This is a genomic window from Pectinatus frisingensis (assembly GCF_015732285.1).
GTDB lineage: Bacteria > Bacillota > Negativicutes > Selenomonadales > Selenomonadaceae > Pectinatus > Pectinatus frisingensis.
In genome coordinates this window covers 1-21,491 of record NZ_WIQU01000054.1, presented here as the reverse complement: position 1 = coordinate 21,491, position 21,491 = coordinate 1, and the positions used below count along the sequence as shown (strand labels likewise).

Annotated in this window: 24 protein-coding genes; 11 read left to right on the top strand and 13 right to left on the bottom strand. The window is 39.0% G+C overall.

Translation table 11 applies throughout. From position 1 onward, the window contains the following. Position 1: 1 nt before the first annotated feature. Entirely contained in the window at positions 2-499 is a 498-nt protein-coding gene (locus I6751_RS10000) for an NADH-quinone oxidoreductase subunit NuoE family protein (protein WP_196591262.1), read from the bottom strand. Between the two features lie 290 nt (positions 500-789). After that, complete coding sequence (gene ahpC, locus I6751_RS09995; protein ID WP_196591263.1) at positions 790-1,353, bottom strand: alkyl hydroperoxide reductase subunit C; 564 nt, start codon at positions 1,351-1,353, stop codon at positions 790-792. 325 nt (positions 1,354-1,678) lie between these two features. On the opposite strand from ahpC, the gene I6751_RS09990 reads away from it, so the two are divergent. The 7 genes from I6751_RS09990 (at position 1,679) to I6751_RS09960 (ending at position 8,245) form a co-directional block, all read left to right on the top strand. Further along, positions 1,679-2,896: an NRAMP family divalent metal transporter gene (locus I6751_RS09990; RefSeq protein WP_182187601.1), complete on the top strand. Its 1,218-nt coding sequence runs from the start codon at positions 1,679-1,681 to the stop codon at positions 2,894-2,896. Between the two features lie 203 nt (positions 2,897-3,099). Then, positions 3,100-3,858, top strand: coding sequence for a LamB/YcsF family protein (locus tag I6751_RS09985; protein ID WP_196591264.1), 759 nt, complete (start codon positions 3,100-3,102; stop codon positions 3,856-3,858). Between the two features lie 25 nt (positions 3,859-3,883). Next, positions 3,884-4,612, top strand: a complete 729-nt coding sequence (gene pxpB / locus I6751_RS09980; protein WP_231037896.1) for a 5-oxoprolinase subunit PxpB — start codon at positions 3,884-3,886, stop codon at positions 4,610-4,612. Continuing rightward, complete coding sequence (locus tag I6751_RS09975) at positions 4,609-5,613, top strand: 5-oxoprolinase subunit C family protein (RefSeq protein ID WP_196591265.1); 1,005 nt, start codon at positions 4,609-4,611, stop codon at positions 5,611-5,613. Before pxpB ends, I6751_RS09975 begins: the two co-directional genes overlap by 4 nt. Before the next feature lie 15 nt (positions 5,614-5,628). Then, positions 5,629-6,060, top strand: coding sequence for an acetyl-CoA carboxylase biotin carboxyl carrier protein (gene accB, locus I6751_RS09970; RefSeq protein ID WP_229711390.1), 432 nt, complete (start codon positions 5,629-5,631; stop codon positions 6,058-6,060). 14 nt (positions 6,061-6,074) lie between these two features. Further along, entirely contained in the window at positions 6,075-7,436 is a 1,362-nt protein-coding gene (gene accC / locus I6751_RS09965) for an acetyl-CoA carboxylase biotin carboxylase subunit (RefSeq protein ID WP_196591266.1), read from the top strand. 20 nt (positions 7,437-7,456) lie between these two features. Continuing rightward, the gene (locus I6751_RS09960) at positions 7,457-8,245 is read left to right on the top strand and encodes a putative hydro-lyase (RefSeq protein WP_196591267.1); all 789 of its coding nucleotides are present in this window, start codon (positions 7,457-7,459) and stop codon (positions 8,243-8,245) included. Between the two features lie 229 nt (positions 8,246-8,474). On the opposite strand, the gene I6751_RS09955 is transcribed toward I6751_RS09960, so the two are convergent. The 8 genes from I6751_RS09955 to I6751_RS09920 form a co-directional block, all read right to left on the bottom strand. After that, positions 8,475-8,651: a M20/M25/M40 family metallo-hydrolase gene (locus tag I6751_RS09955; RefSeq protein ID WP_182188576.1), complete on the bottom strand. Its 177-nt coding sequence runs from the start codon at positions 8,649-8,651 to the stop codon at positions 8,475-8,477. A gap of 98 nt (positions 8,652-8,749) precedes the next feature. Then, entirely contained in the window at positions 8,750-9,688 is a 939-nt protein-coding gene (locus tag I6751_RS09950) for an NAD(P)-dependent oxidoreductase (RefSeq protein ID WP_196591268.1), read from the bottom strand. Positions 9,689-9,699: 11 nt separating this feature from the next. Beyond that, the gene (locus tag I6751_RS09945; protein ID WP_231038036.1) at positions 9,700-9,936 is read right to left on the bottom strand and encodes a hypothetical protein; all 237 of its coding nucleotides are present in this window, start codon (positions 9,934-9,936) and stop codon (positions 9,700-9,702) included. A 2-nt stretch (positions 9,937-9,938) separates the two neighbouring features. Beyond that, the gene (locus tag I6751_RS09940; protein ID WP_196591270.1) at positions 9,939-10,274 is read right to left on the bottom strand and encodes a hypothetical protein; all 336 of its coding nucleotides are present in this window, start codon (positions 10,272-10,274) and stop codon (positions 9,939-9,941) included. A 472-nt stretch (positions 10,275-10,746) separates the two neighbouring features. Further along, complete coding sequence (bioA, locus tag I6751_RS09935; RefSeq protein WP_196591271.1) at positions 10,747-12,090, bottom strand: adenosylmethionine--8-amino-7-oxononanoate transaminase; 1,344 nt, start codon at positions 12,088-12,090, stop codon at positions 10,747-10,749. A 33-nt stretch (positions 12,091-12,123) separates the two neighbouring features. After that, the gene (gene bioD, locus I6751_RS09930) at positions 12,124-12,801 is read right to left on the bottom strand and encodes a dethiobiotin synthase (protein ID WP_196591272.1); all 678 of its coding nucleotides are present in this window, start codon (positions 12,799-12,801) and stop codon (positions 12,124-12,126) included. Between the two features lie 23 nt (positions 12,802-12,824). Beyond that, complete coding sequence (locus tag I6751_RS09925; RefSeq protein ID WP_231037897.1) at positions 12,825-13,382, bottom strand: biotin transporter BioY; 558 nt, start codon at positions 13,380-13,382, stop codon at positions 12,825-12,827. Between the two features lie 122 nt (positions 13,383-13,504). Continuing rightward, the gene (locus I6751_RS09920) at positions 13,505-14,617 is read right to left on the bottom strand and encodes an aminopeptidase (RefSeq protein WP_196591273.1); all 1,113 of its coding nucleotides are present in this window, start codon (positions 14,615-14,617) and stop codon (positions 13,505-13,507) included. A 232-nt stretch (positions 14,618-14,849) separates the two neighbouring features. On the opposite strand from I6751_RS09920, the gene murA reads away from it, so the two are divergent. Beyond that, positions 14,850-16,115, top strand: coding sequence for a UDP-N-acetylglucosamine 1-carboxyvinyltransferase (gene murA / locus I6751_RS09915; protein ID WP_182187589.1), 1,266 nt, complete (start codon positions 14,850-14,852; stop codon positions 16,113-16,115). Between the two features lie 120 nt (positions 16,116-16,235). After that, positions 16,236-17,309 carry an oxidoreductase gene (locus I6751_RS09910; RefSeq protein ID WP_196591274.1) on the top strand — a complete coding sequence of 358 codons (1,074 nt, stop codon included), beginning with the start codon at positions 16,236-16,238 and terminating at the stop codon, positions 17,307-17,309. 69 nt (positions 17,310-17,378) lie between these two features. Here the strand turns inward: I6751_RS09910 and I6751_RS09905 are convergent, their stop codons facing one another. Further along, a complete protein-coding gene (locus tag I6751_RS09905) occupies positions 17,379-18,479 on the bottom strand; it encodes a threonine synthase (protein WP_196591275.1) in 1,101 nt (366 codons plus the stop codon). Positions 18,480-18,676: 197 nt separating this feature from the next. Between I6751_RS09905 and I6751_RS09900 the strand changes: the two genes are divergently transcribed. Continuing rightward, positions 18,677-19,336 (top strand): RsiV family protein, encoded by a 660-nt coding sequence (locus tag I6751_RS09900; protein ID WP_196591276.1) that lies wholly within the window; start codon positions 18,677-18,679, stop codon positions 19,334-19,336. A gap of 103 nt (positions 19,337-19,439) precedes the next feature. Here the strand turns inward: I6751_RS09900 and I6751_RS09895 are convergent, their stop codons facing one another. Both I6751_RS09895 and I6751_RS09890 read right to left on the bottom strand, forming a co-directional pair. Continuing rightward, positions 19,440-19,694 (bottom strand): methyl-accepting chemotaxis protein, encoded by a 255-nt coding sequence (locus tag I6751_RS09895; protein ID WP_196591277.1) that lies wholly within the window; start codon positions 19,692-19,694, stop codon positions 19,440-19,442. A 235-nt stretch (positions 19,695-19,929) separates the two neighbouring features. Continuing rightward, on the bottom strand, positions 19,930-20,388 hold the full coding sequence (locus I6751_RS09890) for a PrpR N-terminal domain-containing protein (protein WP_196591278.1): 459 nt from the start codon (positions 20,386-20,388) through the stop codon (positions 19,930-19,932). A gap of 206 nt (positions 20,389-20,594) precedes the next feature. Between I6751_RS09890 and I6751_RS14040 the strand changes: the two genes are divergently transcribed. After that, complete coding sequence (locus tag I6751_RS14040; RefSeq protein WP_182187583.1) at positions 20,595-21,434, top strand: methyl-accepting chemotaxis protein; 840 nt, start codon at positions 20,595-20,597, stop codon at positions 21,432-21,434. Positions 21,435-21,491 lie beyond the last annotated feature (57 nt).

Here is a 21,491-nt window from a genome sequence, read left to right as displayed (position 1 = left end):
CTTAAACAAACTGTTTCAATAAATCCCGTACCTGCTCCCTGGTTTTCAAGGGCCCATACACAATCTTATTTATCTTCACAGCCGGTGCCCGATCACAGGCACCAAAACAAGATACCTTTTCTATAGTAAATCTTCCATCATAAGTCACCGTACCAAAATCAATCCCCAAAAGCTCCTTAAGTGTTTCCAGCAAAAATCCATTATCATTTACTTTACAAGCCACACTGTCACATACCTCTATTGGATAACGTCCGCGCGGCTTATCACTTAATGCATCATAAAAAGTTATGCAATCATAAATGGCAGATAATTTAATCGGCAATTTATCAGCTATATAAAAAGCCGCTATCTTAGGAATATAATGCTGGGAAATTTGCTCCTGCACATCCAAAAGTATGCCGACGATCTGGGTAAAATCATGGCAATGATTATCTAAAATCGTCTCTATCTGAGTTTTCAATTCGTCATTCAAATCAAACTTGCCGCTATCTTCAATCATGCTCCGGACCAGCTTTCAATTTATCTGTTATGGCAATTTATCATATTTATTAATAGAATTAAGTATACATTAGGATTAATAAAAATAAAAGTTTTTCAACAAATTAAAACTTTCACTAAGTGAAACAATTTATTATATTTATTTTCTGTTAAAATTATTGCCACCCATACCACCCGTACGCGGGACTTTCACTCCCACACTGTACCCATCCGGGTGCACTGCAAAAAAATGTACGGCAGCGAATGGTACTCTGCCGTACATCTTTTACGATAATTATCGGTGTATTTGAATTAAATTTTTCCTACCAGATCAATTCCCGGTTTCAACGTTCTTGCACCTGGATGCCAATTAGCCGGACATACTTCGCTGCCATGTTCTGCCACAAACTGGGCCGCTTCAACACGACGCAGCAATTCAGCTGCGTTGCGTCCAACGCTTCCCTCGATAACTTCATAGGCAACTATTTTTCCCTGCGGGTTAATAATAAATGAACCCCGTTCCGCCGTACCGGCCGCCTCGATCAAAACATCAAAATCGCGAGCAATCGCTCCGGTCGTATCACCGAGCATCGGAAATCTTATCTTTTTTATAGTATCGGACGCATCATGCCATGCTTTATGCACAAAGTGAGTATCACAAGAAACTGAATAAATTTCACAGCCAATCTTTTTAAAAGCTTCGTAAGAATTTGCCAAATCCTCAAGTTCAGTGGGACAGACAAAAGTAAAATCAGCCGGATAAAAGAAAAACACAGCCCATTTTCCCAAAATATCTTTTTTACTTATAGTTTTAAAAGCATCACCGATATAAGCATCAGTTGAAAAATCACTGATTTCTTTATTAATTAATGACATACCCATCCTCCTTTTAATAATGTTGCCTTATAGATAATGATAATCTTTATCATTATCTATAAGGTAGTATAACAAATAATCCGTCATTTAGCAAATAAAAATTTATCTTTCAAGAGTCCATTATCAGCTGTCATCCTGATATATCCCACATCAAGATATTCTATAAATATTTTCATACATAAGAACTGTTCATAAACCTTACTACTATTTACAAAACAATACTTTGATGCTATATTTTATATATAGCAATGACGCTTAAGGTAATATTATTTTACTTTAAGCGCTTTTTATTTATAAAAATAAAGTTTTTAAAGGAGAAAATACAATGGACGAAAATAAGATTCAAAAAGAGGCCGACCGGTTCAAAGTAAAAACAACACTTCGTTCTTACATCGGTGCAATATTTCTGATGGCGATAACGGCCATTGGGCCCGGTTTTCTCATGCAGACAACAGTATTCACACAAAAAACCGGTGCCAGTTTTGGTTTTGTAATTCTGGCTTCAGTTATCATTGATATAATTGTCCAAATAAACGTCTGGCGTATCATCGTTGCTTCCGGTAAACGCGGTCAGGAAATCGGTAATGCTGTTCTTCCCGGACTTGGTTATTTCATCTCTGTCCTAATTATCATCGGCGGACTATGTTTTAATATCGGCAATATAGCCGGTGCTGCGTTGGGTTTGAACGTTTTGTTCGGACTTTCAATAAAACCGGCCGCCTTCATTTGCGGTATTATCGCATTATCGATTTTTTGCTTCAAACAAATCGGAGATATTATGGACAAATTTGTCAGTACCTTTGGTATTGTTCGCCTCTTGCTGGCATTGTTTGTTGCCGTTGCCGCTCTTCCACCGGTTGGCGATGCTGTAGTCAAGACATTTATGCCTGATAAAATTGACATAATGGCTTTGGTAACTTTAATCGGCGGCAGCGTCGGTGGTTATATAACCTTTGCCGGAGGTCACAGATTGCTTGATTCCGGAATAAAAGGGATAAATTTTGTACCGCAGGCGACCCGCAGTGCCGTCAGCGGCATATTAATAACAGGTGTCATGCGCATAGTTTTATTTCTGGGTGCACTGGGTGTCATTACACACGGCTACGCCATTGATCCGTCTAATCCTGCCGCTTCCGTATTTCAGGCTGCCGCCGGAGATATTGGCTATAAGCTGTTTGGTATTGTAATCTGGTCTGCCGGCACCACTTCAGTAATAGGCTGCGCCTACACCTCTGTATCCTTTCTCAAATCTTTCAGTGCAAAAATTGATGCTTATTACAGCAAAATAATTATCGGCTTTATCATTTTTTCTACACTTGTATTTATCCTTATCGGCCAGCCGGTTAAAGTGCTGATTATCGTCGGAACAATAAATGGCTTTATTCTTCCATTGGCATTGGCATCTATTTTAGTAGGTGCTTATAATAAAAAAATCGTAGGAAATTACAGGCACCCCGTATGGATGACTTTAACAGGATTACTGGTGGTTCTTCTGATGGGTTACATGAGCATCCATACTTTTATAAATCAATTTCTCAGCTGACTAATTTCGTTAAATTATTCCTTAACTGCTGTTTTTACAGTATTTCCACGTTCCCCAATATATTTATTAAACAGTGCCATGCTTATCCTGATTTGAGTTAATCGGATAAAATAATATATAATATACATGTTTACATGTTTTTATTACATTAATAATTACAATATTTTATTTTTATAGTTATGCAAAAGGAGGTCTGATTTCTCATGCAAACCATAGACTTAAACAGTGACCTTGGTGAAAGTTACGGAGCTTATACACTTGGTAATGACTCCCAAGTGTTGAAATACGTTTCTTCAGCTAATATTGCCTGCGGCTTCCATGCCGGCGATCCACGGGTAATGCACAAAACAATTGCCCTTGCTATAAAAAACAGTACCGCCATCGGTGCGCATCCCGGGTTAATGGATTTAAACGGTTTTGGCCGCCGCAAAATTGCAATATCCGCGCAAGAAGCATATGACATCACAGTATATCAAATAGGCGCTCTACAAGGATTTATAAAATCCACCGGAGGTCACATGCAGCACGTAAAACCACATGGGGCACTTTATAACATGGCTGCTAAAGATAAATCTTTAGCAGAGGCCATCGCTCAAGCCGTTTTTGCGGTAGACAATTCACTTATTTTATTTGGTCTTGCCGGCAGTGAGCTCATTACTGCCGGTGACAAAATCGGATTAAAAACAGCCAGTGAAGTATTCGCTGATAGGACCTATCTTGCAGATGGCAGCTTAATGCCGAGGAATCAACCCGGTGCGGTTTTATCAGATGAACAAAAAGCAATCCGGCAGGTTCTGCACATGGTTAAGGACGGAAAAGTCACTGCGGCCGACGGCCAGGAACTGAATGTAAAAGCTGACACGATCTGCATTCACGGTGACAGCGCCAAAGCATTGCTTTTTGCTGAAAAAATAAACAAAGCATTAAAAACCGCCGGTATAGCAATAAAAGCGTTTATTTAAGACATATTCACTAAGGAGAAAAATTTTGGATAAACTTGCCTATACTATAAAACCACTTGGTGAAACCGGACTTATTATTATTTTCGGCGATGAAATAAATCCGCAAATTCACAAAAATGTTAAAAACTTATCTGACTACATAGATAAGCATCCTTTTCCCGGTTTATGTGAATATACTATATCCTATACCAGTGTTGCCGTTTTTTATAATCCATTCACAGTAAAAAACCACTGTGTAATCTCTAAAGAAAAAACTGCTTTCACTATTGTAACCGGGCTCATTAAAAATTATATAGCTGCAGCTGTCAAGATGCCCCAGGCAAAGCCGCATACAGTGGAAATTCCTGTATGTTATGGTGATGAATATGGCCCGGATATTGAATTTGTTGCCAACTACAATAATTTAAGTTGTACAGATGTAATCAATATTCATTCCCAGAGTACTTATCTGGTTTATATGATCGGGTTTTGTCCTGGATTTCCTTATCTCGGTGGAATGGATGAGCGGATTGCCACACCGCGGCGCAAGGAACCTCGACTGGTCATTCCTGCCGGCAGTATTGGTATTGCCGGTAAACAAACTGGTGGCTATCCGATAAGCACACCTGGTGGCTGGCAGCTTATTGGCCGCACTCCGCTTAATTTATTTGATCTGAAAGCATCCAGTCCCAGTCTGCTGCATTCCGGCGATTTAGTAAAATTCGTACCTATTTCACCAGAAGAATACCAACGGCTGAAGGAGGATAAAGTATGAGTCTGAAAATAATCCGACCCGGTTTATTGACCAGCATACAGGATGCCGGCCGTTACGGCTATCAAAAAATAGGCGTTTTAATATCCGGTGCCATGGATACCTACTCAATGCGTCTTGCCAATATGCTTGTCGGTAATGACGAAAATGAAGGGACACTGGAGATTACACTTTTAGGTCCGACTATAGAATTTACTGCCGACACTTTGATTGCTGTCACCGGCGGTAACTTTAACCCGATAATCGATGGCATGCCTGTCCCATATATGCGTCCCGTTGCCGTAAAGACAGGGGCCATAATGAAATTCGACAGCTGCCATACAGGCTGCCGCGCTTATTTAGCCGCAGCTGGTGGCTTTGATGTCAACCCGGTCATGGGCAGCAAGAGCACTTACCTAAGAGCCAATTTTGGTGGTTTTAAAGGCCGTTCCCTGCAAAAAAATGATTTACTCAATACTGGCACGCCGCACTCTTTCGGAAGGCAAATGCTATCAGCTCTGCTTTCCCGCGGTGCACAGTCATTTGCTGAAGCCAAATGGTATATAGGAAAGACCCATCTCTCCGGCAAGATATTACGCAAACCTATACGTGTGACTGCCGGAATACATTATAAATATTTTGATCAACAATCAAAATACAATTTTTTTTCATCTGAATACACTGTCACCAACAACGCCGATCGTATGGGATATCGTTTAAAAGGTGACCTCCTGCGAACAGAAAATCCTCTGGAAATAATATCCGAAGCAGTGGGGCTTGGTACCATTCAGGTTCCGCCTCAGGGGCTGCCCATTATTCTAATGGCCGACCATCAATCGGTAGCCGGCTATCCGATCATTGCTCAGGCAATTGCTGTTGACGTTGCCCGCATAGCACAGATGAAACCCAATGATCACATCCATTTCAAGTTGATAAGCAACGAAGAGGGTGAGCAGTTGTTCATTGAGATGGAAAAGTTCATGGAAAATATAAAGATTGCCATAAATGCTAAATTACAAAATTAACAGGAGGAATCCATCTTGTTGGAATTATCGGAAATAAAAGATTTAATGCAGGCATTGGAGCATTCCACTTTAAATAGATTAAAATTAAAATACAGTGACGGAGAAATCGTCCTGGAAAAAAATTCCTGTGTCCCGATTGCAGCAGGACAGTCCTTTGACAAAGTCAAATCAATTTCTCCCGCTTTGATTGAACATACCCAAGAAAAAACAGAAGAAATAACGGCTCCAATGGTAGGCACTTTTTACAGTTCATCTGAACCGGATATTCCTTCTTTCGTAAAAATTGGCACAAAAGTTCACCCTAATACTATTGTTTGCATTTTAGAAGCAATGAAACTTTTTTCCGAAATTGAAGCACAGGTTGAAGGCGAAATAGTTGACATTCTTGTAAAAGACGGTGATTTTGTCGAATACGGGCAGCCGTTATTTAGAATAAAAACCTATTAAGGACAGGGATGCTTATGTTTAGAAAAATTCTTATTGCCAATCGTGGTGAAATTGCTGTCCGAATAATTAAAGCATGCCACGAAATGGGCATTCTGTCGGTGGCTGTATATTCAAAAACCGATAAAGATTCACTACATGTTAAATTAGCTGACGAAGCTTACTGCATCGGTGCCTCACAAGCTAAAAAAAGCTATCTGGATATTTCAAGAATAATCACTATCGCTTTACACACCAAGGCAGACGCAATCCATCCCGGTTATGGTTTTCTGGCTGAAAATGCCGACTTTGCCAAAGCCTGTATAAACGCCAATATAAACTTTATTGGCCCATCAAGCAGTGCAATAGCCAGTATGGGCGATAAGGCTATTGCCAGACAAACTATGTCCAAAGCCGCCGTTCCTATTATTCCAGGAACAAAAAACCTTATTGTAAACAGTGCCGATGCTAAGAAAACCGCCGAAAAAATTGGATATCCGGTGCTTATAAAGGCAACTGCCGGTGGCGGCGGCAAGGGAATGCGTGTCGTCGACAGCAGTTCAGAACTCGAAAAAGCACTGCATCAGGCTGCGCAAGAAGCCGAACGATCTTTTGGTAATGCCGGTGTCTATCTGGAGAAATACCTCACACATTCTCGACATGTAGAAATACAAATAATGGCCGATAATTACGGTAATGTCGTTTATCTGGGAGAACGTGACTGTTCCGTACAGCGCCGCCACCAAAAACTGCTTGAAGAGGCCCCGTCTCCTATAATAACCGATGTTCTGCGGAAAAGAATGGGAACTGCAGCTGTTTGCGCTGCTAAAGCCGTTAATTACAGTGGTGCCGGAACCATTGAATTTATAGTTGATGAACAAAAAAATTTTTATTTTATGGAAATGAACACCCGTATCCAGGTAGAACATCCAGTCACTGAGATGATAACCGGAACTGATCTTATCAAGGCACAGATTATCGTTGCTGCCGGAGAAGTTCTTCCCTGGACACAAGATGATATTCATATTAATGGCTGGGCCATAGAATGCCGCATTAATGCTGAAGATCCTTATAACAATTTTATGCCCTGTCCAGGCATACTGACCGCCTATAGTCCTCCCGCCGGCAGCGGTATCCGCATTGACAGTGCTATGTATACCGGCAATATCATAACACCATTTTATGATTCAATGATCGCCAAGGTAATTGTCTGGGCCCCCACGCGTGACAAAGCCATAGAAAAAATGGCCTATGCGTTAAATAATTTTACAATAACCGGCGTCAAAACTACCATAGATATGCATCGCCGGCTACTAGCCAATAAAATATTTCTCGCAGGAAGAATCGATACTAATTATCTGGAAGATCATTTAGAAGAAATCTTGAATAAACCCTTGTAATTTTCCATAGGAGAATAAACATGAATTATGCAGATTTTACACCTAAACAAGTACGTCAGTTGGTTCGTGATGGGAAAATATCTGTGCCGACCAGCGGCATGTGCAATGGCTATGCCCAGGCAAATATGGTAATATTGCCGAAAGAACTTGCTTTTGATTTTTTGCTATTTTGCCAGCGCAATAAAAAACCTTGTCCACTGCTTGATGTCACTGAAGCAGGCAGTCCCATACCGCGCCTTACGGCACCAACAGCTGATCTTCGCTATGACATTCCGCGTTATCGCATCTATCGTCATGGGGAATTAACCGATGAGGTTGATAATATTGCTCCATATTGGTCCAATGACTTGGTTGCCTTTCTCTTAGGCTGCAGTTTTTCCTTTGAAAGTCCGATGCTTGAAGCTGGTCTGGAAATACGCCACATTACCGATAATCACAATGTGCCAATGTATTTAACCAATATCGAATGTATCCCTGCCGGAGTTTTCCATGGGCCAATGGTCGTATCTATGCGTCCAATGAAACCAGCCGACGCTATCCGTGCTATTCAAATAACAACACGAATGCCCTTTGTGCATGGCGCTCCCATTCATCTCGGCAATCCTGAAATGATTGGTATTAAAGATATTAATAAACCTGATTTCGGTGAACCTTCCAAGATATACGATGGGGAAATTCCTGTATTTTGGGCTTGCGGTGTAACACCGCAGTCTATAGCAATGACTGTAAAACCAGCCTTTATGATAACTCACGCACCCGGTTATATGTTTATTACCGATATTCCCAATGCCCAGTTAGCTATAATGTAAATAATCACATCATTTTGGACTGTCGCATTTCGAAGATGCGGCAGTCACTTTTTTCTGATTATTGTAATTACTTTTAAAAGGTTATATCATTAGTATTATTTTTATAATAGCAAAAAAGTGTGTAAATTCGTTACTAATGACGAGTTACACACTTTTTGCATTATCAATATACAGGAATAATAACTGGAAAATACAGCTGTTATCTTTAGCTAATTTATAATGGATAAAATCATAATCCTTTTAGATTCGCCAATGCACATAAAGTATTTTTCAATACATTCGTACCTTTATCAATAGCTGCAAAATCTGTCCATTCTTCTGGACTATGACTTATGCCCGCTCTGCCCGGCACAAAAATCATACCTGATGATGCGAATTTTTGTGAAAAGTATCCATCGTCCCAAATTCCGGTGTGGAATTAAATCGATTTATTTTTCTAAACCATTTTTCTATATTTTCAGCCTTTGCATAAACATTTCTTTTCCCTCATGGTCCATTTAAATCTTACATCACATTCTGCGGCATGCCATCGAGCCATTTGGCAACATTCATGAAAGCAATTATAGCTCTTTTTTCCAATGCTTCCTTGGTATCAAAGCCAATATGCGGCGTCAAAATAATATTAGGCGCCGTAAGCAACGGATTTTCCTTTGAAACAGGCGGTTCAACATCGAATACATCTACGCCGGCACCGGCAATACTGCCGCTTTGCAGTGCCGCAGCCAAGGCCTGCGTTTCTACTACCGGTCCTCTTGCTGTATTTATTAAAATAGCATTTTTTTTCATTAATTTTATCTTATCACTATTAATCAATCCCTTAGTACTATCATTCAAAGGAACATGTAGAGAAATAATATCACAGGTCTTCAAAATTGTATCCATGTCTGTAAAAGTATACCCACTATTTTCAGGTTTATTACGCTTATAGCAGTAGACTTCACAACCAAACGCCTTGGCCAAAGCGGCTGTTTTCAATCCTATGGCACCAGCACCAATCACCCCGAACTTTTTCCCGCAAAGCTCCATTCCCAGCAGACCGGCACTCGTCTTTCCCGTATGGACAGCGCTGCTGCATTCGGACAGTTTTCTATATAGTCCAATACACATTCCCATGACCAATTCACTCACGGCCTCATTTGCATATCCTGAACAATTAGATACCACAATACCCTTTTTGCGGCAATAACCCATCCCCACATGATCGACACCAGTGAATGCCACTGAAAGCATTTTAATATCCGGGCACTGCATAAGGATATTATCTTTATATGGTTTATTGGCAATCATCACTGCCTGTGCTCCCTGGGAACGTTTTATTTTTTCTTCATCATCAGCCGGTGTATTATAATAACTCACTTCCACCCGATTTTTCAATATTTTTTCTGTTAATTCATTACATTTAGCCTCGTTAATGCCTATAGGTTCCACAATCGCCAGTTTCATAAAACTACCTCCTAAATCTGTGCATCTTTGTTACAATCACTGAAATAAATATATGCAAACGGCTCCCGTCCTACCCCATATGAACACTGCGGTACATATGGGCCAAAGCACATAAAATCATCTTTTTTATTGGCAGCCATTGCTGTTCCATGAGATATAACCCTTCGCCCGACAAAATATACGCGCTCTTGTACATGTGTTTCAGCAAATGCGTGACTGCCACCTAGATTAAACGATAAAATATGCATATTCACATCAAATTCCCAATCTCTGTTGGCAGTAAATCTCTAATGAACACATTCGCCATATCATTATAAATATTATACTTCATGTCATTGGCGTTGCCAATTACCACATAACTCTGGTAACCCGCCAATGGCACATACCGTTGCTTATAAAAAATAAATTTGGCTTTTCCTTCTACCATACTGCGAATACCCAATTCAAACACAATACGACCAGATATCGTATTTACTTTATTGGGAGCTATTTTACAATATCCCGCGGCCGGCACCGCATCTATCCTGCCTATACAAAGATCAGGTACAGCAGCAATCATTACTTGCTCCCAGCAAAAAAGCATCATACCACATATCCATCAGCGTTGTCCCGGTATGATCAGCACGACCTCCAACAATTATCTAATATCACTGCATTCTGATTATAGCGATATTGCAGAAAAAAGCATTTGCAATTTTTATGTTTTATGTGTTTTATATGTTTTAATTGTAAAAAATCATAAATCTGCACAACATATTTACTCCAGCTGTAACCCTCCAAAGAAAAAACCATATAACTATTAAAAGATACCATTAAACAAATTTTACCCCCGGATATCAGTACACAATTTCCCTTTATATCCAATTTTACACATTCACTGGTCAGACTAAAAAAGCGCAAACTATAACACGTTTGCGCCTTTGCAATAAATAGAATCAACTTATGCTGTTATTATATACAAGGTTTTCTCATTATACAATATTCACTATGCTCATTTTCTATAATTTCTATTATGCACTTTACTACTATCTAATTGAATAGTACTATTTTGTGGTATTTTATGACAGCACTGCCTCCATTGCTGCTGCACATTTTTCTACTGCTTTATCAAGTGTACCCTTATCAATATTAAGCGGTGGATTAAAATACAGTATATCCCCCAGCGGCCTTAGCAAAAGTCCATTTTTTAAGGCTGTTTTATATATCTGATAACCTATGCGCAGCTGCGGTGCAAAAGGTTTCTTATCGACCTTATCAGCAACAATTTCTATTGCGTTAATCAATCCGATATGGCGTATTTCCCCAACATTTTTATGTTCTGCTATTCTTTCACGAATTTTATTGTTAAGATATTTAGCCATTGGCTGCGCTTTTTCCAATATCTTGTCTTCGCGCAATATTTTCTGCACCGCAAGTGCCGCACTGCAGCCAAGTGGATTGCCGCTATATGTGTGACTATGCATAAAGGCCCTTCCTTCACTATAATCGGCATAAAAAGCATCATATATTTTCTTGGTGGTGATACTTATCGACATAGGCATGTAACCGCCAGTCAGCCCCTTGGAAACACACATTAAGTCTGGTGATATCTGTGCATAGTCACAGGCAAACATCTTACCGGTACGGCCAAATCCTGTAGCTATCTCATCAACTATGAGCAATACACCTGCACTGTCACAAAGTTTGCGCAATTTTTTTAAATACAGCGGCGGATAAATACGCATTCCTGCACTGCCCTGTAATAACGGCTCGACAATTATTGCTGCTGTTACCTTACTATAATGAGTAAAATTCTTCTCAGCATATTCAAAACATTCACACTGACAATCATCCCGCTGCAATCCATATGAACAACGATAACAATCCGGTGCCTGTATATGAATGGTATCCATCAGCATCGGCTTGTAAATTTTAGCATAAAGATCCATGCTGCCAACTGATAAAGCCCCTATTGTTTCACCGTGATACCCTCCGGATAAACACATGAATCTGGTCCGTTTAGTCTGTCCGATCTGTGCCTGATATTGAAATGCCATTTTTAGTGCGCACTCTACGGCAGATGAACCGTTATCCATAAAATTGAATTTACTTAAACCTGGCGGCAAAACCTTTACCAACTCTTGACAAAGTTTGATCGCTGGTTCATGCGATAAATTAGCAAAAATAACATGTTCCAATTTGTCGAGCTGCTCTTTTACGGCAGCATTTATGACCGGATTACAGTGTCCCAGCAAATTACACCACCACGAACTTATAATATCTATATATTCGTTTCCGTCAATATCATAAAGATAACTGCCTTTACCATGATCAATAACTATTGGCGGTAAAGTTTCATAGTCTTTCATCTGGGAACATGGATGCCAAATATATTTTAAGTCTTCTTCCACAAGTTTATTCATATTAATGAACCTGACCTCTCCTGATATCTTATCTCAATTATAAAATGACGCTAATTTTTCTGGGGTAATTGATAATTCTTTATCACCGTGTTTTATTAATGCCAGTACCTCCAGCCCAGTTATAGCTTCAATCATTTTTATATTGTCGTTTTGCATAATACCCCCGGCATAATTATTCAAAATAATCCCTTTAATTGGCAATAAATGATTTTTCATATATGCAGCCGTCAATACCACTGTATTTATTGTTCCAAGTCCGGCATCAGCAACAATTATCGACGGTAAATTGAACCGCTTTATAATATCTTGTAAAAATATTTTTGTCGAGCTATCGTAGCGAATCGGGCAGATTATTCCACCGCTTCCCTCCATCGTCAAATAATCAAATTCTTGTGCATTTTTATTAAAACCATTTTCTACTACGGACATTTCCACCGGATTATTTTCTATCCGGGCTGCTAAATGCGGGGACACCGCTTCTTTATAAAGATACGGCACAAGACTTTCATCGCTTTGACCAATATCGGCAAATTTATTCACATAACCGGCATCACTTTCCTTGATACTGTCTGCCCCACTGATTGCTGCTTTGTAATAACCGCAGTTCAATCCGGCCATGCGCATCTTTTTTACGATAAGTCCTGTTACATACGTTTTACCCACATCAGTCCCTGTAGCTGTAATAAACAGCCCTTTTGCCCTTCCATTCATAACAATACCCTCTTAATATATATTCATCTAATCATTGGCAGTATTTTTTTACCAATTGCCGCCGCCAATATACATAATGCAGCATCTCCCGGAGCCGCCAATATAAAACCATATAAAAATACCATCCATACCGAAACGACCTTACCCAGATAAAAATTACTGATAAAATAACAATATAGCAACCCCAAAGCATAAACTATAGCCATTCCTGCAAAATCAGCAGCCAACAATCGTTTGAATGATGGCATTGTACCCGCTGCATTGGCAATTTGTCCAGTTACCCAGCTGGCAATAATAAATCCTATAAGATAGCCAAATGTAGGTTGAAAAATATAAGCGGGGCCACCGCCTTCAGTAAAAACCGGCAGCCCAATCAGTCCCAACAATACATAAACGGCAACACTTAAGGACCCCAGTCTACCACCAAGTAAAATACCAGCCAGCATCGTGAATAAAAACTGCAGGGTAAATGGTACAACGGGGACAGGTATTCTTATAAAGGCACCAATAGCAGTAAGTGCCGTAAATAAACCACATAATACAAGTTCCCGGACAGTCATTTTCTTTACCAGACTTTGCAAATATATCATCCTTCCTTTATTGTTTCATCTTTGACTATTAAAACATAAAAAGCGGTTATCGTCAACTTAATAATTAATTAAGTTGACGATAACCGCTTTTATACATTTTTATACTTTGCTTATTATTTTAAATTTCCCGGGTTGAGACACTGCAAGTCCTTAGTGACAAATAATCCATCTTCTCTTATCAATTCACCATCCATATATATTTTCCCACCACCGTATGCCTTGGTTTGATTTAATACAAGATCCCAATGCACCGACGAGCGATTAGTATTGTCGGCATCATCATAAGCACATCCTGGTGTAAAATGAATACTACCGCTTATCTTTTCATCAAATAATGTGTCTTTCATGGGAAATGTTATATACGGGTTCAACCCAAAAGAAAACTCACCGATATAACGTGACCCATCATCCGTATCCAAAATTTTATTTAACTCTTCTGTCTTATTAGCTGAAGCCGTTATTATTTTTCCATCCTTAAAAGTAAAAGATATATTTTCGAAAGTGACACCCTGATATACTGCCGGTGTATTGTAAGTTATTGTCCCATTCACTGAAGTTTTCACCGGAGCGGTGTACAATTCCCCATCCGGAATATTACAAGCACCTGAGCATTTCACTGCCGGTATATCTTTTATTGAAAAAATTATATCAGTACCCGGTCCTTTAATGTGAATTTTATCAGCATGCTCCATGCGCTCCTTCAAAGGTGTCATCGCATTGTCCATCTTGGCATAATCAAGATTGCAGACAGCAAAGTAATAGTCGGTAAATTCATCTGTACTCATATTGGCAAGCTGAGCCATTGCCCCGTTAGGATAACGCAGCACACACCACTTTGTATCCGGCACCCGTATATCGCTGTGTACCGGCTTCATCCAATACATCTGGTACAATTTCATCTTATCCTGAGGTACATCTCCCAATTCACTCACATTATCACTGCCACGTATTGCAATATAAGCATCCATACCTTTCATACGCATAGATTCATATTCCGCAATAAACTGTATTTGTTCTTCTGTAGCGCCTAATAATAATTGACGCTGCAGCTGCTGTATTTTATATGTCAAAAAAGGAATTGCCCCTATTTTATAAACTTCTTTTACTAAAGCTTTTCCCAATTCTATGCCATCATCCGTGATTTCAATAAGTATTTTTTCGTTTTTTTGCAGATGTGTGGAATAATTGATTAAATTATGTGCTAATATTTCTATACGTTTATCCATTTATTTACCTCCAAATATTTCACTACTGAAAGTGTAATCCTTTATATTGCTTTTTTCAATATGTCTTCTATGCAAAATAACAATATATATCATTTTTTATGGTCGATTTTAAATGCATAAAACCTTTTTTATTACTTTTTCTGCAATATATTTACTAATAATATTACGCTTGCCAGATGTATCTTTAAATGTTACACTATATGGGATATAAGCATTTTTCGGGGGATGTAAATTGGAAAAACTCGTCATAAACGGCGGTGTAAAACTTAACGGTCACGTTAAAATAAGCGGTGCAAAAAATGCCGTTTTACCTATAATAGCCGCTACATTATTAGGTCAAGATCAAGCTTGCGTATTGGAAGAAGTTCCTTGTTTAGATGACGTCGAAACAATTTCCGAAGTTTTAAGTGAACTTGGCGTCAAGGTAAATTTTGAAAAAGAAAAAAATATACTGTCCGTTGACAGTACAAATATAGCATCATGTGAAGCACCATATGAATTGATTCGTAAAATGCGGGCCTCTTTTCTTATCATGGGGCCCTTGCTGTCTCGTTGCGGCCACTCAAAGATTTCCTTGCCCGGCGGCTGTGCCATCGGTACACGGCCTATAGATCTGCATCTTAAAGGTTTTGAGGCACTTGGCGCACAAATAGAAATAGGTCACGGTTTTATCAACGCAACTGTTCCTGATAAACTGAGAGGTGCTAAAATTTATTTGGATTTTCCCAGTGTAGGTGCCACAGAAAATATTATGATGGCAGCTTGCATGGCTGAAGGAAAAACTCTCTTGGAAAATCCTGCCCAAGAACCGGAAATAATTGACTTGGCTAATTTTCTCAACATGATGGGGGCCAATATCCGTGGTGCCGGAACTAATGTCATAAAAATAGAGGGTGTAAAAAAATTAACCGGCCGCAACTATACTATTATCCCTGATCGTATTGAAGCCGGTACTTATATGGTCGCTGCTGCGATGACCAGAGGAGACATCTATATTGAAAATGCCATTAGCGAACATCTAAAACCAGTTATTGCCAAATTGACTGAAGCCGGTGCCGAAATAATTGAAGATGTAAAGGGCATTCGTGTCAAAAATAACAAAAGGCTCAAGGCTGTGGATATAAAAACGATGCCATATCCTGGCTTTCCTACCGATATGCAGGCTCAATTCATGGCCATGCTCACTGTTGCTGAGGGAACGGGACTCGTCACCGAAACAGTCTTTGAGAACAGATTTATGCACGTTGATGAGTTAAAACGCATGGGTGCCAACATAAAAATTGAAGGACGCACATCCGTAATTGAAGGCGTAGATCATCTTCTAGGCTGCCAGGTTAAGGCTACCGATTTAAGAGCTGGTGCCGCTATGGTTTTAGCCGGACTTATCGCCGAAGGTGAAACACAAATCGGGTACATTCACCATATTGACCGGGGGTATGATAATCTTGTCGGCAAGCTTTGCCAACTTGGTGCTAATATCCGCCGTATAAACAGCTGAACTAATAATAACATCCAAAAATTATCCGCTGCCAAAATTTTTATGGCAGCGGATAATCTTAATTAGGTACTTAATTCTATTCTACAAACAACAAAAATATTTTATAAAGGAGCCGTTGTAATGATTTCTCTTGACACTCCTGTCCAGTTATCTCATTTAAGATTAAAGAATTGCTTCATCCGTTCTGCCGTCCACAGTTTTCTTGGATCAACCGACGGATTCATGACTGATGCCGAATACCAAATGTACAATACATTGAGTCAAAATAATATTGCTCTCATAATAAGTGGGCATTGCTGCGTTCTTGCCGGTGGATTAGCAAATGAAGAACAAATCCGTATTGACGATGATAAATATATTGCTCAATTCCACCGCGCAGCTAAACTCATCCATCAACATAACAGTCTGTTTATGCCGCAAATAAGCCACGCCGGTCCACGAGCCATTGATACCGACAATCTTTTCGATGTCTCTGCCCGTGAATTAAAGAAAAACCATCATGCTGCTCAATTGTCCTGCGAACAAATTACAGTGATAAAAAAAGCTTTTATAACTGCTGCTTATCGTCTTAAGCAAGCCGGTGTCGATGGTATTCAGCTACACGCTGCCCACAGCTATTTATTATCACGTTTTATTGACAAAACATTTAACAATCGCCAAGATAAATACGGCGGTGATATTAAAAACCGCTTTCGTCTCTGCTCTGAAATCATTTCAGGCATAAAAGAAAAATGCGGCGATGGTTTTCCTATCGCCATAAAAATAAACAGCGATTCCCAAACCGATGATGAAACATATGCTGCAGACATGGATTATGTAATTGACAAATGCCAGCAGTTAGGCATTGAATTCATCGAATGGAGCGGAGTTGATTTTATCAATCAGCCTCGCAGTGATTCACTTTATTATTTCAAACGAATTAATACTTTTGCACAAAATCACTCTATTCCAATGAGTATTGTTGGGGGAGTAAAAAGTGTCAATGATATAAATACCATTTTGGCAAGTAAAATAAAATTAATTTCTTTAGCCCGCACACTGATTTGCGAGCCAGATATACTAACCAAATTTGCATCCGGTCAGACACAAAAATCAAGCTGTCTTTCTTGCAATCGCTGTTTTGCCATTCCACATATCCATCCGGGAATACGCTGCATATTGCATTGGAAAAAAATGCGCCAACAACATAAATAATGCAAAAAAGCCATTCATTGCCGGCAAAGCTTTGAATGGCCTTTTTTAAAAAACTTGACATTATTATATTTACCATGGTTCGGACTTTAATCCAGCCCCGCACATCGGAATCAGACATTCCTTCATCCTGCCGTATTGTTTACAATACAGCTTATATGCCGCATAGCTTGCCGCCGTAGTATGCTCGCAGAAAATTCCCCTGGCTGCCAGCCTGCCGCGTGTGGGTAAAATCATTTCTTCAGGAACAGCTATGGTTCTAACATCATATTTATAAATATACTCCAATATTTCTTTGCCTCGCATCGGCACACCTACGGCTATTCCTTCAGCTAAAGTAGGTTTTACTTCAACTTTGCTGGGAATCTTAGCATGTTTTTCAACAGCTTTTACAAAAGGTGCACATTGTGCACTCTGTGCTATAATGATCTGTGGCATTTTATCAATTATCCCAGCTGCTAATAATTCTTCTAACCCTTTTATAACACCAAGGAATAATGTGCCGTTTCCAACCGGAATAATGATATTTTCCGGAATTCTTCCAATCTGTTCATAGACTTCATAAACATAAGTTTTTGTACCTTCGTAAAAAAGCGGATTATATACATGATTTGCATAATATACGCCTTCTTTTTTCACTTTTGCCCTACAAACATCAGCACAATTATCACGTGATCCCTGCACTACGTTACAAACTGCCCCATGGGCTCTGATCATACCAATTTTCTTTGGTGAAGTGCTTTGCGGCACAAATATTTCACATTTTATTCCAGCCCGCCCGGCATAGGCAGCCACACTATCACCGGCATTACCGCTGGAATCCTGTACCACGTTCTTTACTCCAATACTATGGCAATGTGACATCAGCATTGCCGCTCCACGATCTTTGAATGACAACGTTGGCATGTAATATTCCATTTTAAATAAAATCCCATCATCAAAATCAATGATCGGCGTCATCCCTTCTCCCAAAGAAATATTACGCCACGAATCATCATCTACCGGCATAAATCTCCGATACCGAAAGATGCTCCACGTGCCCTTATCAACTTCGTCTAAATCAAATTTGGGTGGTTCAAAATCCAGTTTCCATAGGCCGCCGCACTTATCACATCTGGGTTTATAAGTATCTGCGCTTTCCCTATTCCCGCACTCAGAACAAACAAAATCCATAACAAACTCCTCCATTTGATAACCACTGATCGTGCATTTATTATAGCATAAAACATCCGGCAAAAATTCAATAATACTCAAGTGTAATACAATCTATGATTTTCTATCATAACTAATAATTCAAAAAATTACATCATTGACTAATATAATGCACTGATGTTATCTTTATTATAACAAATTAAAGGAGGTTTGGAACAATGACGCACCGAAAAATCAAACTGATATTTACTCTACTTACCATGACAATGCTTTTTTGCACTCATCTGTCACCGACTGAAAGTGCGCCCTCATCAACTAATGAAATTACCAACAAGATTTTTTACCTTAATGGTGAAAAATCCGAATATCCCATAATCAATGTAAATAATGATGGTGTAAACTTTATCATTAACCGTGACATCCAAAGTTATATTGCTGACATGCGTGCAGCCATAGATAGTATGCCAAAAACAACAGCCAGTTTTCATTACAAGATTTATTACAATGATTCTTCTGTACTGTCCGTCGGATTTAGAGAATACCGCTATTATTATCACGCTGCACATGGTAATTACTTTATTCATAACATTGTCTATGACAAAAAAACCGGCAAAAAAATTTCTTCATCAGATTATATTAATTTAACTGTTACCGACCTTCAAAAAGCAATCAATAATGGATCTGCATCAATTTGGGGCGGTGATGGACAGGCTGAACTCACACCTGAACAAATAACTTCCCCAACATATGTTTCCCAGAATTATTACCTTGAAAAAAAATCAGGTAAATTATTTATAGGTTTTGTATATCCGCCATATGATCTTGCTCCCTGGTCAACGGGTATAATTCATATTGTTTTGCCTATTTCCAAAGGTTGATAACACGACAAAAAACCGCTGCTTATTTTAATTACATCCAAACGTCAGATTTTTGAGTGTATATTTTAAGCAGCAGTTTTTATATAAAATTATTTGGCCCAGATCACAATTTAAACTGGCGCACTGCTTCCTGTAATTCCTGTGCCATTTTATTTAATTTTTCGCTGGAAGAATTAATCTCTTCCATTGAAGCCGCCTGTTCCTCGGTGGCTGCAGAAACAGTCTGCGTTTCATCAGTAGATTTTTTCATCAAACTATCTATTTGGGACATTGATGCCGCAACATTCTGTCCATCATCAGCCAAGCCTTTTATAACGGAAGAAACATTTGCAACTTCACCTGAAAGATCAGTAACCATTAGGGTTGCATACTTTTTCCCATTCTTTACCTTTTATTACTGCTGCTACGCCTTCGGCCTGCATCGTTGCAACACCTGTGATGCCGCTTCCCTTGTCTGACCCACCATATGTGGCATAACAATGATATTTTCACATTTAAACAACGGATCAGCTGCGCTGATGGGTTCGTGTGCAAGCACATCGCTGCACTATGAATCCAATTTTCTTGCAAAGCCTTATACAATGCATGTTCATTCACAATTGTACAAGATATTTTACTGCCTCTTCAATTATCCCAATAATACACGGATTTTTATCATGCATGCTATTTAAAAGAATTTCTGTAAAATTTACATGTAGTATCTTACCTAATTCATCACAACCGTATATCATATTACCAAATCCTGCAACTGCAATATTTTCAGGATACTTACCGACTTTTAAAAGTGCCTGTAAAATATCCGTAACTGTTACTTGAATGTAGACAATAGGCAAATCCACCTTTTTTTCTATTATTGACGCTGTGCCTCCTCTGCTCACAATAACTTCAATCCCGTTGTCTTCAGCATTTTTGACTAATGTCTCCGCCTCTTGCAAATTTGCCTTAACAACATGAAATAATTTCTTTTTTTGTGAAAATTTTTCCTCAACTACAGTTACTGCCAATTCCGCCAGATCTGAAAGCGGCGCTACAAATAGTATCTGTGCTTGCAATATATTTTCCTCCTTCTATCTGTCATAATAACACAATTTAAAAACATTAATTAATTCTTTCTAACAAAAATATAGAAATAAATACATCATATTATCTGATTTTATGAACAATTATCATTTTATATTGACAAACCCACCCCCATACACTAGTATGAAATTTGAGTAATTGTGCGTTTTATTATAAAAATTAGAAAGAGGAGCTGCACATGGATAATTTAAACTCTAAAACCAATGAAGAGATTTTAGAAGCATTTAAAATTGTCATGCCTTATATCAAGCATATAGTCAGAGAGGACCTTGTCATAGGTTTAACTGATCTGCATAAGTATATCGGGTATGAAAAAGGGAAAAATTTCGAAATTGATCTCGAAACTGGTAAAATAATAACAGACACAATAAAAAAATGTATTAATGAAAAGAAAAATATTTCGGAAGATGCCCCTGCCGATGTCTATGGTATTCCTATAAAGGCTATATTCACACCTATTTACGGAAGGGATAACGAAGTCATTGGTACATTAAGCTCAGGAATCGACATGGAATCTAATGATCTTTTGATAAAATCTGTTGAAAAAATATCTGAATCAATCCAGACAGCTCATCATGCAATCAACCAAGTTGCTAACAGTGCCAGTGAATTGGCAAAGACAGGCCAGGATTCTATAACACAAGCTATTGATCTAAAAGAAAAAAAGAACGAAACCATCAAAGTAATCGAATTTATCAACAGTATAGCTCAGCAAACCAATCTATTAGGATTAAATGCCGCTATTGAGGCCGCACGTGCAGGAGAACATGGCCGTGGATTTGCGGTAGTCGCCGAAGAAGTACGCAAACTTGCTGATCAATCAAGAAGTGCAACCGAACAGATACATCTTATCCTCGACAAAATGAATAATGCCGTAGAACAAATATTTAAGTCGATTGAGGCCGTCGGCGCCATAAGCGAAGAACAAGCTGCTTCAACAGAAGAAATCAGTGCTACACTTTCCCACGTAAGCACAGCTGCTGAAAAACTAAAAACTTTTACAGCAAATTATACTTAATGTAGAAGATAAGGAACATCTGTGTCTGACACCATTGGGCATGAAATTCGGCAATAC

What these genes read in the sequence shown, in the direction of transcription:
- I6751_RS10000 (WP_196591262.1), bottom strand. Translation starts at nt 499, where the DNA reads ATGATTGAAGATAGCGGCAAGTTTGATTTGAATGACGAATTGAAAACT.
- ahpC (WP_196591263.1), bottom strand. Translation starts at nt 1,353, where the DNA reads ATGTCATTAATTAATAAAGAAATCAGTGATTTTTCAACTGATGCTTAT.
- I6751_RS09990 (WP_182187601.1), top strand. Translation starts at nt 1,679, where the DNA reads ATGGACGAAAATAAGATTCAAAAAGAGGCCGACCGGTTCAAAGTAAAA.
- I6751_RS09985 (WP_196591264.1), top strand. Translation starts at nt 3,100, where the DNA reads ATGCAAACCATAGACTTAAACAGTGACCTTGGTGAAAGTTACGGAGCT.
- I6751_RS09975 (WP_196591265.1), top strand. Translation starts at nt 4,609, where the DNA reads ATGAGTCTGAAAATAATCCGACCCGGTTTATTGACCAGCATACAGGAT.
- accC (WP_196591266.1), top strand. Translation starts at nt 6,075, where the DNA reads ATGTTTAGAAAAATTCTTATTGCCAATCGTGGTGAAATTGCTGTCCGA.
- I6751_RS09960 (WP_196591267.1), top strand. Translation starts at nt 7,457, where the DNA reads ATGAATTATGCAGATTTTACACCTAAACAAGTACGTCAGTTGGTTCGT.
- I6751_RS09950 (WP_196591268.1), bottom strand. Translation starts at nt 9,688, where the DNA reads ATGAAACTGGCGATTGTGGAACCTATAGGCATTAACGAGGCTAAATGT.
- I6751_RS09945 (WP_231038036.1), bottom strand. Translation starts at nt 9,936, where the DNA reads ATGCATATTTTATCGTTTAATCTAGGTGGCAGTCACGCATTTGCTGAA.
- I6751_RS09940 (WP_196591270.1), bottom strand. Translation starts at nt 10,274, where the DNA reads ATGATGCTTTTTTGCTGGGAGCAAGTAATGATTGCTGCTGTACCTGAT.
- bioA (WP_196591271.1), bottom strand. Translation starts at nt 12,090, where the DNA reads ATGAATAAACTTGTGGAAGAAGACTTAAAATATATTTGGCATCCATGT.
- bioD (WP_196591272.1), bottom strand. Translation starts at nt 12,801, where the DNA reads ATGAATGGAAGGGCAAAAGGGCTGTTTATTACAGCTACAGGGACTGAT.
- I6751_RS09920 (WP_196591273.1), bottom strand. Translation starts at nt 14,617, where the DNA reads ATGGATAAACGTATAGAAATATTAGCACATAATTTAATCAATTATTCC.
- I6751_RS09910 (WP_196591274.1), top strand. Translation starts at nt 16,236, where the DNA reads ATGATTTCTCTTGACACTCCTGTCCAGTTATCTCATTTAAGATTAAAG.
- I6751_RS09905 (WP_196591275.1), bottom strand. Translation starts at nt 18,479, where the DNA reads ATGGATTTTGTTTGTTCTGAGTGCGGGAATAGGGAAAGCGCAGATACT.
- I6751_RS09900 (WP_196591276.1), top strand. Translation starts at nt 18,677, where the DNA reads ATGACGCACCGAAAAATCAAACTGATATTTACTCTACTTACCATGACA.
- I6751_RS09895 (WP_196591277.1), bottom strand. Translation starts at nt 19,694, where the DNA reads ATGGTTACTGATCTTTCAGGTGAAGTTGCAAATGTTTCTTCCGTTATA.
- I6751_RS14040 (WP_182187583.1), top strand. Translation starts at nt 20,595, where the DNA reads ATGGATAATTTAAACTCTAAAACCAATGAAGAGATTTTAGAAGCATTT.